The organism is Actinoplanes siamensis (assembly GCF_016862395.1).
Lineage (GTDB): Bacteria > Actinomycetota > Actinomycetes > Mycobacteriales > Micromonosporaceae > Actinoplanes > Actinoplanes siamensis.
The window spans coordinates 18,669-30,900 of the sequence record NZ_BOMW01000014.1 but is presented as its reverse complement, the minus strand read 5'-3'; the positions used below and the strand labels follow the sequence as shown (position 1 = coordinate 30,900).

Annotated in this window: 10 protein-coding genes and 1 pseudogene; 3 read left to right on the top strand and 8 right to left on the bottom strand. The window is 74.6% G+C overall.

Annotated elements, in window-relative coordinates; genetic code table 11:
- Positions 1–25: 25 nt before the first annotated feature.
- Positions 26–1,063 (bottom strand): annotated as a pseudogene (locus Asi03nite_RS06575) (polysaccharide biosynthesis protein); the annotation flags it as partial.
- A 113-nt stretch (positions 1,064–1,176) separates the two neighbouring features.
- Here Asi03nite_RS06575 and Asi03nite_RS06570 point away from each other — a divergent pair.
- Entirely contained in the window at positions 1,177–2,616 is a 1,440-nt protein-coding gene (locus tag Asi03nite_RS06570; RefSeq protein ID WP_239102480.1) for a tyrosine-protein kinase domain-containing protein, read from the top strand.
- Here Asi03nite_RS06570 and Asi03nite_RS06565 read toward each other — a convergent pair.
- Positions 2,570–3,172 (bottom strand): arsenate reductase/protein-tyrosine-phosphatase family protein, encoded by a 603-nt coding sequence (locus Asi03nite_RS06565; protein ID WP_239102479.1) that lies wholly within the window; start codon positions 3,170–3,172, stop codon positions 2,570–2,572. The two genes, Asi03nite_RS06570 and Asi03nite_RS06565, sit on opposite strands and share 47 nt — an antisense overlap.
- Positions 3,173–3,211: 39 nt before the next feature.
- Between Asi03nite_RS06565 and Asi03nite_RS06560 the strand changes: the two genes are divergently transcribed.
- Together Asi03nite_RS06560 and Asi03nite_RS06555 are read left to right on the top strand one after the other, a co-directional pair.
- Complete coding sequence (locus tag Asi03nite_RS06560) at positions 3,212–3,874, top strand: NeuD/PglB/VioB family sugar acetyltransferase (RefSeq protein WP_203677519.1); 663 nt, start codon at positions 3,212–3,214, stop codon at positions 3,872–3,874.
- A complete protein-coding gene (locus tag Asi03nite_RS06555; RefSeq protein WP_203677518.1) occupies positions 3,871–5,157 on the top strand; it encodes an O-antigen ligase family protein in 1,287 nt (428 codons plus the stop codon). The genes Asi03nite_RS06560 and Asi03nite_RS06555 overlap by 4 nt, the downstream gene beginning before the upstream one ends.
- Here the strand turns inward: Asi03nite_RS06555 and murJ are convergent.
- Genes murJ through Asi03nite_RS06525 form a run of 6 tightly spaced genes read right to left on the bottom strand, consistent with a single transcriptional unit; the run spans position 5,082 to position 12,204 of the window.
- A complete protein-coding gene (gene murJ / locus Asi03nite_RS06550; protein ID WP_203677517.1) occupies positions 5,082–6,671 on the bottom strand; it encodes a murein biosynthesis integral membrane protein MurJ in 1,590 nt (529 codons plus the stop codon). The genes Asi03nite_RS06555 and murJ overlap by 76 nt on opposite strands.
- Positions 6,668–7,801, bottom strand: coding sequence for a glycosyltransferase (locus tag Asi03nite_RS06545; RefSeq protein WP_203677516.1), 1,134 nt, complete (start codon positions 7,799–7,801; stop codon positions 6,668–6,670). Before Asi03nite_RS06545 ends, murJ begins: the two co-directional genes overlap by 4 nt.
- A complete protein-coding gene (gene wecB, locus Asi03nite_RS06540) occupies positions 7,798–8,898 on the bottom strand; it encodes a non-hydrolyzing UDP-N-acetylglucosamine 2-epimerase (protein ID WP_203677515.1) in 1,101 nt (366 codons plus the stop codon). Before wecB ends, Asi03nite_RS06545 begins: the two co-directional genes overlap by 4 nt.
- Complete coding sequence (locus Asi03nite_RS06535) at positions 8,895–10,118, bottom strand: glycosyltransferase family 4 protein (RefSeq protein ID WP_203677514.1); 1,224 nt, start codon at positions 10,116–10,118, stop codon at positions 8,895–8,897. Before Asi03nite_RS06535 ends, wecB begins: the two co-directional genes overlap by 4 nt.
- The gene (locus Asi03nite_RS06530) at positions 10,115–11,179 is read right to left on the bottom strand and encodes a polysaccharide biosynthesis C-terminal domain-containing protein (RefSeq protein WP_203677513.1); all 1,065 of its coding nucleotides are present in this window, start codon (positions 11,177–11,179) and stop codon (positions 10,115–10,117) included. Before Asi03nite_RS06530 ends, Asi03nite_RS06535 begins: the two co-directional genes overlap by 4 nt.
- Complete coding sequence (locus Asi03nite_RS06525) at positions 11,179–12,204, bottom strand: polysaccharide biosynthesis protein (RefSeq protein WP_275409334.1); 1,026 nt, start codon at positions 12,202–12,204, stop codon at positions 11,179–11,181. Before Asi03nite_RS06525 ends, Asi03nite_RS06530 begins: the two co-directional genes overlap by 1 nt.
- Between the last annotated feature and the right edge of the window lie 28 nt (positions 12,205–12,232).

Here is a 12,232-nt window from a genome sequence, read left to right as displayed (position 1 = left end):
TCGATGTGACCAACGTCCCGTCCGCTCAGCCGGACGCCTGGACCGGCGCGGGCATGTCGCAGAGCCGGGCCAGCTGGGTGATCAGGGTGCCGGCGTCGCCGTGGCCGTCCAGGAAGCGGATCGCCGTGGGATCGAGCGGCGGCACCTGGACGTGCGAGATCAGCGGATGCCGGGGCCGCCGGTCCACCTCACCGGCGCCGAACAGCTCCTCCCGCAGCTTCTCGCCGGGCCGCAGGCCGGAGTACACGATCTCGATCGGGACCGGGGCGTGCCGGGCCAGCCGCCGGGCCAGCTCGGCGATCCGCACCGGTTCGCCCATCTGGAGCACCAGCGCCTCACCGCCGCCGCCGATCGCCGCGGCCTGGATCACCAGGTGCACCGCCTCCCGCGTGGTCATCAGGTACCGGGTCACGTCCGGGTGCGTGACCACCAGCGGGCCGCCGGCCGCGATCTGCGCCCGGAACGTGGTGAGCACGGACCCGCGGCTGCCCAGCACGTTGCCGAACCGCACGCTGAGGAACGTGCCGGCGCCGGCCGCGGCGGTGTGCGCGGTGAGCCGCTCGGTGATGCGCTTGGTGTAGCCGAGCACGCAGCACGGGTTGGCGGCCTTGTCGGTGGAGATGTTCACGAACCGCTCGACCCCGGCGGACGCCTCCAGCACGGTCAGCGTCCCGCGGATGTTGACCGCCACCGCCTCGCCGGGGAACCGTTCCAGCAGCGGCAGGTGCTTGAGCGCGGCCGCGTGGAACACCACCTGCGGCCGCCGGTCGCGGAAGACCGCCCGCACGGCGGTGGCGTCGCGCAGGTCCGCCAGCAGCACCGACGGGTCGTCGAGCAGCCCGCGGCCGTCCAGCGAGAGCTGCACGGCGTGCAGGGCGGACTCGTCGCGGTCCAGCATGATCAACTCGGCCGGGGCGGCGCGGTGGATCTGGCGGCACAGCTCCGAGCCGATCGAGCCGCCCGCGCCGGTGACCAGGACCCGTTTGCCGGTCAGGTGACCGGCGATCGCCGACAGGCCGGTGTCGATCTGCCGGCGGCCGAGCAGGTCGGTGAGCTGCACCTCCACCGGGTTGAGCTTAGGGGGCGCCCGTCCCCGATCGTACAGAACAAGCAATTTTTTCTTTTTTGCGGTTTGCTCTCGATATCGTGGCCTTATTCATGATTTGGGAGGGTCGCGTGGATCTGCGGGATTACATCCGGGTCGCCCGTAAGCGCTGGTGGCTGCTGCTCGCCGCGGTGCTGGCGTCGGCCGGCATCGCGACGCTGGTCACCCTGCGCGCCACGCCGCTGTACGCGACGTCCGTGACGTTCTTCATCACCACGCCGAACACCGGGGTGTCCGACGCCTACCAGGGCGGTCTCTTCTCCCAGCAGCGGGTCCGCTCCTACCAGAGCCTGCTCACCAGCGACCGCCTGGCCCGGCTGGTGGCGCAGGACCGGCGCCTGGGGCTGACCGCCGACCAGGTCCGCACCCGGATCTCCGCGCAGGCGATGCCGGAGACCGTGCTGCTGCGCGCCACGGTCACCGACAGCTCGCGCGAGCGGTCCCAGCTCGTCGCGTCCGCGCTCGCCCACCGCTTCAAAATCCGGGTGGAGCAGCTGGAGACGCCACCCGGCCGGGAGATCCCCTCGGTCAAGGTCGAGGTGGTGGCCGGGCCGGAGACCGCCGACGACCCGGTCTCGCCGCGCCCGGTGCGCAATCTGGGGATCGCCACCCTGCTCGGGCTGCTCGCCGGGCTGGGCGCGGCGGTCCTGCGCGACCTGCTGGACACCACCGTCAAGACCCCCGAGGGCTTGCAGGAGGTGGCCGGGGCGCCGGTCATCGCCGGGCTGCCCTACGACGCCGAGGTCAGGTCCGGGCCGCTCAACGTGGCCGGCACCGGGCACTCCGCACGCACCGAGGCGCTGCGGCAACTGCGCACCAACCTGCGGTACGTGGACGTCGACAAACCGGTCACGATGCTGGTGGTGACGAGCGCGATGCCCGGCGAGGGCAAGTCCTCCACGGCGTGCGGGCTGGCCATGCTCTGCGCCGAGAACGGCCAGCGCGTCCTGATCATGGACGCCGACCTGCGCCGGCCGCGGGTCGCCGACTACCTCGGCCTGGAGGGCTCGGTCGGGCTGACCACCGTGCTGGCCGGCCAGGCGTCCGTCGACGACGTCGTGCAGCAGTACGGCGAGCGCCTGTTCGTACTGCCCAGCGGCTTCCTCCCGCCGAACCCGAGCGAGCTGCTCGGCTCGCACCTGATGGCCGAGCTGCTGACCGACCTGCGCGGCCGGTTCGACACGATCGTGGTGGACTGTCCGCCGCTGCTGCCGGTCACCGACGCGGCGGTGGTCGCCGCCCGCGCCGACGGCGCCCTGCTACTGGCCCGGGCCGGAAAAACCACGAGCGCCCAGGTGGCCACCGCGGTCAAGGCGCTGCGGGCGGTAGACGCGCGACTGCTCGGTTGCGTGCTGAACATGCTCGCCACCAAGGGCGCCGACGCCTGTTACTACTACGACGAGTACGCCGCGAAGGACGGTGGCAGCCACCGGCCGCGCGCCGGCGACGAGCCGCCGCGCGAGGTCACGGTTCCGGCGCACTCACGGCGGCGGGTGGGCTCGCCGCGATGAGCCCGGCCAGCGTCCCGGCGACCGGCTCGATCGCGTCGCGGCACCGCCGGAACGCCGCGATCGGCTCGTGCACCGGGTCGGCCAGGTCCTCCTGCTCCCCCGGCACGACCGGCACGCCGCCGCGGACCAGCCCGAGCCGCTCGACCAGCGCGCCCAGCCGCTGCCGTGGGGTGCCGGTGGCCGGCGCGCCGGGCGGGGGCAGCGCCGCGGCGTACCTGCCGAACTGCGCGATCGTGAACACCCGGCGTACCGCGGCCGGCTCGAACGCGACGCAGGCCGCGCGCTGCCGCCGGGTCGCGGTCAGCACCAGATCCGCGCCGGCGACCAGATCCGCGGTGAGCCGCCGGGCGCGGAAGCCGGTGGTGTCGATCCCGGCCTCGGCCAGCACCCGCGCCGCGAACGGGTGGATCGAGCGACCGGCCGACGCGTGGGTGCCCGCGCTGCCCGCCCGGAGCGGGTCCGGCTCCGGGCCGAGCCGGTCGAGCAGGGCGCGGCGGATCAGATGCTCGGCCATCGGGGAGCGGCACAGGTTGGCGTGGCAGACGAGGAGGATCACGCCGGGCACCGTACCGCGCGCCTCGCTGCGAGTGATCATATGATCACACCAGGTCACCGGATCCAGGCGCCGGAGCCGATCGTCATCGTCGGGTGCGGCGGTCACGGCCGGGAGGTGTTCGGCGTCATCACGGCGGTCAACGAGGCCAGCGGCGGACCGTGGCGGGTCCTCGGATTCCTCGACGACGCGCCGGGCGCGCCGGACCTGCGCGGGGTGGCCCGGCTCGGGTCCGGCTGCCTGGGGCCGAGCGGGATGCTGGGCGACCTCGACGCGTACTACGTCATCGGGATCGGCGATCCGCGGGTCCGGGCCTCGGTGGCCGGCGGGCTGGACCGGCTGGGGCGGCCGGCGGCCCGGATCGTTCACCCGGCGGCGACTGTGGGACTGGACAACTCGCTGGCCGAGGGGCTGGTGCTGTTCGCCGGGGCACGGATCACGACGAACGTGACGGCGGGACGGCACGTGCACCTGAACCAGAACGCGACGGTCGGGCACGACGCGGTGCTCGGGGACTGCGTGCAGGTCAACCCGTCGGCGGCGGTCTCCGGCGGTTGCCGGATCGGCAGCCGGGCGCTGATCGGGACGAACGCCTCGGTCCTGCAGGGGCGGGTGGTCGGCGAGGGCGCAACCGTCGGCGCCAACGGGTGCGTGGTCCGCGACGTGCCACCGGCCGCTGTGGTGAAAGGTGTCCCGGCCCGATGAGGGCGGTCCCGCGGGCCGACCTGGCGGTCGGCGCGCTCGCCGCCCTGCCGGTGACCTCGCTGCTGCTCACCGGCGGCAACGGTGAGATCCAGCTGCTCGTGGCGGGGTACGCGGCGGTCCTCGTGCTGTCCTTCCTGCACTCCGTCGTCGGCCTGGCCTTCACTCTGCTGATGCTCTTCGCGCAGATGAGCGTGTTCGGCGAGACGCTGCGGCTGCACTGGTTCGACCCCCGGGCGCTGGTGCCGCCGGTGATCGCCGCGGTCGCGATCCGAGCGCTCCGGCGGCGGCGCCACCCGGCGGACCGGCGGACCCCGGCGCCGGCCCTCCACCTCGCCCTGCCGCTGGTCGCGCTGCTGGCCCTGGCCAGCCTCTGGTGGAGCGTCAACCCGGCCGGCACGGTCTTCCGCGCGGTCGGGCTGCTCGCCGTCGCGGCGCTCTGCACGGCGACGGCCCGCACCGTGGACATCGCCGCGCTGACCCGCGTGCTCGCCGCGTTCGGCTGGGCGCTGGTCGGCGCCTGCGTGGCGGCCCGGCTGCTCGTCCCGGCCGTCGCGATCGAGCAGCACCGCCTGCGCGGCGTGTTCGAGAACGCCAACGGGCTCGCCGCGTTCCTCGTCGTGGTGACCCCGCTGCTGCTGGTCCGCCTGCGCCGGCTGCGCTGGCCGGCCGCGGCGCTGCTGGCCGCCGTCTGCGTGGCGACCGGCTCCCGTGCCGGCTGCACCGCGCTCGGACTGGAGCTGCTGGTGCTGGCCATGGCGGCGCGGCCGGCGAAAACCCGGATCGCCGGGCTGGTGGTCACCTCGGCCGGCGGGCTCTGGCTGCTGGTGTGGGGCCTGCGGACCGGCTTCTTCCTGGACTCGCCGATCCTGTTGCTGCGCGACACCGACTCGCGCAGCGAGCAGTGGGCGTACGGCCTGAGCATCTTCCACGCGCACCCGTGGACCGGCGTGGGGATGGGGTCGCTGCCACCCGGGGACATCGCCGGGTTCGTGCCGGAGGCGCTGGCCACCGTGGGCCTCGCCGGCGCCGCCATCCTCGCCGTCCCGGTCCTGGTCCTGGCCGTTCTCGCGGCGCGCGCCCAGGCGATGTTCATGGCGCTGGTGGTGGGTGCGGTGACCGACGTCTTCTTCGAGCCGTGGCTGTTCTCCGGCGGGTCGATGGTCTGCCTGCTGTTCTGGGCGGTCGTGCTGCACCCGGACGCCACCGGCTACACCGGCCTGGTCCGCCCCCGACCGGCCAGCAGCGCCAGGACCCGGCGCCGGTTCCCGGCCGCGCACAGGTAGACCGCCGCGCCGGCGGCCGCGGCCAGCGTGACGGAGAGCAGCGGCCGGGCCGGGGCGGCTCCGGCGACGGCCAGCTCGGCGCCCCCGGCGGCCAGCGCGGCGGCCAGCGGGCGCAGGTGGCCGCGGGCCAGCGGGCCGGGACGGGCCCCGGGCAGCCGGCGGTACAGCAGGAGCCCAGCGGCCGCGCACCCGCAGGAGTACGCCACCGCGTACGTCCCGGCTACCCCGGACAGGGCCAGGCCGGCCGGCAGGACCGCGACCGAGGCGGTGAAGCCGGCCACGGCCAGCCCGCCGACCAGCAGGTTCAGCAGCGCCACCGCCCGGGTGTCCTGCAGGGCGTGCAAGCCGGCGAGCAACGCGGCGTACGCGGCGAACGGCACGACCGCCGGGCCGAACGCGCGCGCCGCCGAGCCGGCCAGCCCGACCGCCGCCGCCGTGCTGTTGCCGTGCGCGAACAGCAGCTCGCTGAGCACCGGGCCGAGCGCGAACAGCGTGACACCCGCCGGGGCGGTGACGAAGAAGATCACACGCAGGCTCCGGGACAGCTGGGCGGCCAGGCCGGCGGTGTCGCGCACGGCCGCCGCGCGGCTCATCCTGGGCAGCGCCGCGGTGTTCACCGAGACCGCGGCGACCGCGTACGGGACGTGGAAGATGGCGTAACCGGCCTGGTACGCGCTCACCCCGCCGGCCCCCAGGTGCGACGCCGACCGCACGGCCATCGTGTACGCGGCCTGGTTCGCCGCCACCGACAGCAGCACCCAGACGCCGAGCCGGGCGGTCCGGCGCAGCCCGATGCCGGTCAGGTCCCACCGCAACCGCAGCGGCACGCCCTGGCGGCGCAGCGCCCCGAGCACGACGAGGACCTGGCCGGCCACGCCCGCGGTGGTCCCGGCGCCCAGGAACAGCACATGCGCTCCGGACAGCTGGCTCAGCTCGGTGCTGCCGCCGGCCGCGATGTAGGCGAGCCCGACCGCGATCACGATGACGTTGTTGGCCGCCGGCGCCCACATCGGGGCCGGGTGCGGGCTGAACGCGTTGAGCACGGCGGCCGCTGTGGCGCCGAGCCCGTAGAGCACGATCTGCGGCAGGAAGAACCAGCTCAGCACGACCGCCAGGTGGTGCTGAGCCGGGGTCAGCCCGGGTGAGTAGATCCGCACCAGCACCGGCGCGGCCAGCACGGCGAGCACCGCGACCGCGGCCAGGCCGCCGGTGACCGCGGAGATCAGCCGCCGCGCGTAGTCGGCCGCGGCCGCCCGGCCGCGGAGCACCTCCCGGCTGACCAGGGGCACGATCAGGCTCGCCGCCACGCCGCCGAAGACCAGCTCGTAGGCGACGTTCGGCAGCGTGTTCGCCACGTTGTAGCTGTCGAACAGCTCGGTGCCCAGCCCCAGGGCGGCGGCCAGCACCACCATCCGGCCGAAGCCGGTCACCCGCGACACCACCGTGCCGATCGCCAGGCCGCGGCCGGCCCGCAGCAGGGCGGCGGACTCGTCCGAGGTGGTCGGCGTGCTCACCGGGCGAGCGTCGCCAGGAAGTTCTCGTTGCTCGTGCCGGCCCGCCAGAGAGCGTAGGCGGCGCCGGCGGCCCGCCGCGCGGCGAGGCGCTCGGCGGCCGGCCGGGCCGCCACCCGCGCGATCTCGGCGCGCAGCCGGGCCGGGCTCGGCTCCGGGATCACCGTGCCTCCCCCGGCCCGCAGCACCGGCGTCCACGACGTGCGGTCCGAGCAGATCACCGGGCACGACGCGGACAGGCTCTCCGCGATGACGTGCCCGAAGTTCTCGCCGCGGGTCGGGAACAGGAACGCGTCGTAGTGCCGGAAGGTGTCCCGGACCGTGGCCGGCGCCAGCTCGCCCCGGTAGCGGACCCGGGCGGCCAGGCCGCCGTCCTCGATCGCCTGCCGGCAGCGCCGCCAGTACCCGGCGTCCTCCACCGGCCCGAAGATGTCCAGCTCGGCGTCGCCGGGCAGGCCGGCGAGCGCCTCGATCACCAGCAGCAGGTTCTTCTCCGGCACGATCCGGCTGACGAAGACGAAGCGGGCCGGCCCCCGGCCCGGGATCGGGGCCAGCGGCTCCGGCGGCATCGGCACCTGGTTCAGGCTGACCTGCACCCGGGCCCACGGGTAGACCCGCCGGATGTCGGCCGCCTCCCGCCCGGTGGACGCGTGCCAGGTCACGTCCAGGCTGCGCAGGACGCCGCCCCACGGCCCGAGCACCGGGCGCTTCTTCCAGGCCTTGCGGGACAGCGCCCCGGCGGACAGCTCGCCGCGGGGCGCCACCACCACCCGGCGGGCGCGCAGCACCCCGAGCCGGCGGGCCAGCACCGGCAGCACGGTGAACACCGGCGACCAGACGCTGTTGACGTAGAGGACGTCGTACCGCACGCCGCGTACCCGCCGCCACAGGGCCGCCCACGCGCGCGGGTCCCGCACGGCCAGGTAGAACACCTCGGCCCGGCCCCGCCGGATCCACCGACCGGAGAGTCCCGGATACGGCGCGCCGGCCCGCACGTCCCGGTCCCGGGTCACCAGGGTCAGGTCGACGTCCACCGGCGCGGTGTCCACCAGCAGCGCCAACGAGCGCACCGGCCCACCGCCGCGGAACCCCGGCTCGAACACCCCACAGGTGGTCAGCACCCGGAACGTCATGACCGCAGGCCGGCCCAGGCGTGATGCTGCCGGACGGTGGACAGGAGGAAGGCCACCACCCGTGCCGAGGTGTCGGTGATCTCGTAGTCGGCCGGGCAGGACGCCCGCCGCGTGGTGGCCAGGTGGATCGCCTCGTGCACGGCCTCCGGGCGCAGCCCGGCCAGCAGCGTCACCCCGGTCTCCAGGGCCTCCGGCCGCTCGATCGCCTCGCGCAGGCAGACCGCCGGGAAGCCGAGGATGGCCGCCTCCTCGCTGATCGTGCCGCTGTCCGAGAGCGTGCAGCGGGCGTGCGCCTGCAGGTGGACGTAGTCGAAGAAGCCGAACGGCGGATGGAACGTGACGCCGTCCAGCGTGTCCACCCCGGAGCGGGCCAGGCGCGCCCGGGTGCGCGGGTGGGTGGACATCACCACCGGCAGCCGCCACCGGGCGCGCACCGCGCGCAGGCAGTCGAGCAGCGCGTCCAGCCGGGTGTCGACGTTCTCCTCGCGGTGCGCGCTGACCAGGAAGTAGCCGCCGGGCCGCAGGCCGAGCCGGGCCAGCACCCGGCTGGCCGCGATGCCGGGGCGGTAGTGGTCCAGGACCTCGCGCAGCGGGGAGCCGGTGTGCGTGATCCGGCGCGGATGCAGGCCCTCGGCGAGCAGGTTGCGCCGGGCGTGCTCGGTGTAGACCAGGTTGAAGTCGCTGACGTGGTCGACCAGGCGCCGGTTGGTCTCCTCCGGCACGTTCTGGTCGAAGCAGCGGTTGCCGGCCTCCATGTGGTAAACGGGGACCTTCATCCGGCGGGCGATCAGCGCGGCGATGCTGCTGTTCGTGTCGCCCAGCACGAGCAGCGCGTCCGGCCGTACCTCGGTGATCGCCTTCTCCACACCGACCAGCACGCCGGCCAGGACCGCGCCCAGCGACCCGGTGTCGACGGCCAGGTCGCGGTCCGGTTTGGGCAGTTCCAGCTCGTCGAAGAAGACGTCGCGCAGGGCCGGGTCCCAGTTCTGGCCGGTGTGCACCAGGACGTGATCGACGGTGCGGTCCAGGCGGGCGATCACCCGGGACAGCCGGATGATCTCCGGGCGGGTGCCGGCGACGGTCATCACCCGGGTCATCGGGCCGCCGCCACGAGCAGCCCGGCGAGCCGGTCCAGCCCGGCCCGCTGGGACATCAGGGAGCGGTAGCAGTCCAGCGCCCGCCGGCCCATCCCGGCGCGCTCGGCGCTGGAGAGCGCTGCCGCCCGGCGGAAGCAGCCGGCCAGCGAGCGCCAGTCCCCCGGCGGGCAGGCGAGCCCGGCGGCGTGGTCCTCGACCAGCGCGGCGCTGTCGCCGGGCGCGGCGACCAGCACCGGCGAGCCGCAGGAGAGCGCGGCCGGCAGCTTGGACGGGATGACGCCGCGGAACACCGGCAGGTCCCGGAGCGTGACCAGCTGGTAGTCGGCGGCGGCGTAGAGCTCGGCCATCTCGGACATCTGCCGGCGGCCGACGAACCGGACGTTGTCCGCGCCGATCCGGCCGCTCAGCTCGCGCGCGGCGGCCTCGCCCAGGCCGGAGCCGACCAGCACGAGGTCGACGTCGTCGCGGGCCGCGGCCGCCGCCCGGACCGCGTCCTCGATGTTCTGGAACGGTCCCATGGTGCCGGCGTACATGATCGTGCACCGGTCCCGCCGGCCGATCCGGGCGCGGGCCGACGGGGTCGCCGCGACCGGCCGGAACAGCTGCTCGTCGGCCCAGTTGAGCACCACGTGCACCCGGGACGGATCGGCGCCCCGGCTCACCACGACGTCCCGCATGGCCGGGGTGATCACGGCGATCGACGAGGCCAGGCGGTAGATCGCGCGCATCGCGGCGTGCAGGGTCCCGGAGACGATCCGGCCGGCCGGGCCGCCCGGCACCATCGCCGACCCGGTCACCGCCTCCGGCCAGATGTCCTGGACGTGCACCACCGCCGGGGTCCCGTGCAGCGCCCGCAGCAGCGCCGGAGCGGCGAAGACGGTGGCCGGGGTCAGGTAGACGTAGAGCACGTCGGCCCCGCGCAGGTGGTCGACGGCGGCCACCGCGCTGGTGGCCGCGTAGGCCAGGTAGCTGGCCGCCCGGCGCAGTCCGTTCCGGTCGTGGCTGGGATACCCGGGGACCCGCCGCACCGGGACCCCGCCGATCACCGTGGTGTCCCGCCAGCGCTGCCGGTACCCGGGGTACAACCGGCCGGTGGGATAGTTCGGGAAACCTGTCACCACCCGCACCCGATGACCGCGTTCGACCAGTCCGCGGGCGACGTTCTCCGGGATGTGCACCGGCTCCGGCGGGTACCACTGGCTGATCACGCCGACCCTCATCGGCCCACCCGCTCCGGATAGGTGTCCGGCTGCCCGGCGTCGTGCACCTCGTTCGCCCAGAAGAGCGTGAGCAGCTCGGAGTCGCCGACGTTGATGATCTCGTGGGCCCACATGGCCGGCATGTCGACGAACGCCGGGCGGTCCCCGCGGACCCGGAACGTCCGCACCCCGGCGTGCAGCAGGCGCCGTACCCGGATCTCCGCCGTGCCGCGCAGCACCAGGAACCGTTCCACCTTGGCCAGGTGGAAGTGACCGCCCCGGGTCGCGCCGGGCCGGGTCGTGGAGACGAAGACCTGCCCGCCACCGCCGTGCGCCCGCACCGCCTCGACCAGGCGGCCACGGTCGTCGGCGTGCAGGGCCAGGGCGAACGGCATCCCGGCCGGGAAGTGGTGCGACCGGTAGGTGTTGAACAGCCGCACGTCGAGGCGATCGGCCGGCGCGGGGATCTCCCCGCCCGCGTAGCGCTGGGCGATCCCGGTCAGCCGATCCCGCAGGTGCGCGACGCCGCACCGCACCGGCCCGGCGGCCGGCCGGCCGAGCAGCAGCGCCGCCGCGTCGGTGGCGTGCAGCAGCCGCAGCTCGCGGTCCTCGTGCACCCGAGGCGCGACGCCGTCGACGAGCTGCCGGCAGAACGTCGCCACCACCGAGTTGTAGTGCGGGCGGCCGTGCTCGCCGAAGACGTTGGGCAACCGGACGTCCTCGAACGCCGATCCGGACCACCGGGTGGCCTCGGCGAGCACCTCGGCCGCCGCCGCCTTGCCGGTCCCGTAGGGCGTCCCGTCCCCGGCCCGGACCGAGTTGGCGAAGACCACCGTCCTGGGCGGCGTGGCGCACCGGCGCAGCCCGGTGGCGAGCCGCTCGGCGAGCTCCCGGTTCCCGCCGTCCACGTCACCCCGGTTGATCCCGGCCAGGTGCAGGACCCGATCGGCGCCGGCCAGCGCCCGGGGGCTCGACAGGTCGTCCACCACCACCGGATCGCCCAGCCCCAGCGCGCGGGCCAGCACCCGCACGTGCCAGCCGAGGAAGCCGCCCGCCCCGGTCACCGCCAGCGACGCGCCCATCAGGCCGCGACCATGACGCCGGACAGTTCCGCCCGGATCTCCGGCAGACCCCTCAGAAGATCCTCGATCTCCGGTACGGCCAGGCGCCGCGCGTTCGCCGAGTTGAAGTCGAACAGCGGTTCGGCGCCGGGGTCGCCGGCCAGCTCGTAGGGCGCGTAGTCGAGCCCGCGGCTGTCCAGCGGCACCCGGTAGAACTCCCCCAGGTCTTCGGCGTGCCGCAACTCCTCCCGGGTGGCCAGGGTCTCGTGGCTCTTCTCGCCGTGCCGGATCCCGAGGATCTGCAGTTTCGGCGTGACCCCGAACAGGTTGCCCAGCGCGGCCGCCAGGTCCCCGATGGTGCACGCGCTGGCCTTGCGGATGAAGACGTCACCCGGGGCGGCGTCGGCGAAGGCCCGCTCGACCAGCTCCACCGACTCGGCGAGCGACATCAGGAACCGGGTCATGCGCGGATCGGTGACGGTCAGGGGCCGGTCGCGGCGCAGCTGGTCGACGAAGAGCGGGACGACCGAGCCGCGCGAGTACATCACGTTGCCGTAGCGGACGACGCAGACCGTGGTGGCCGAGTCCGGCCGGGTCCGGGCGTGCGCCTGGGCGACCTTCTCCATCAGCGCCTTGGTCATCCCCATCGCGTTGATCGGGTGGACCGCCTTGTCGGTGCTGAGCAGCACCAGCGAGCCGACCTCGTTGCGGTCGCAGGCCTCCACGGTGTTCGCGCTGCCCAGCACGTTGGTGCGCAGCGCCTCGAGGGGGAAGAACTCGCAGGAGGGCACCTGCTTGAGCGCCGCCGCGTGGAACACGTGGTCGGCGCCGCGGGTCACCCGGAGCACCGCGTCCAGGTCGCGCACGTCGCCGATGTGGTAGCGGATCCGGTCGTCGTGCAGGCGGGCGCGCATCTGGTCCTGCTTGGCCTCGTCCCGGCTGAGCACGCGGACCTCGGCGGCGCCGGACCGGAGCAGGTGATCCACCATGGCCTGCCCGAACGAGCCGGTACCGCCGGTGATGGCGAACCGTCGACCAGAGAGCACGAGATCTCCCAATCACCAGAAAGCGTTC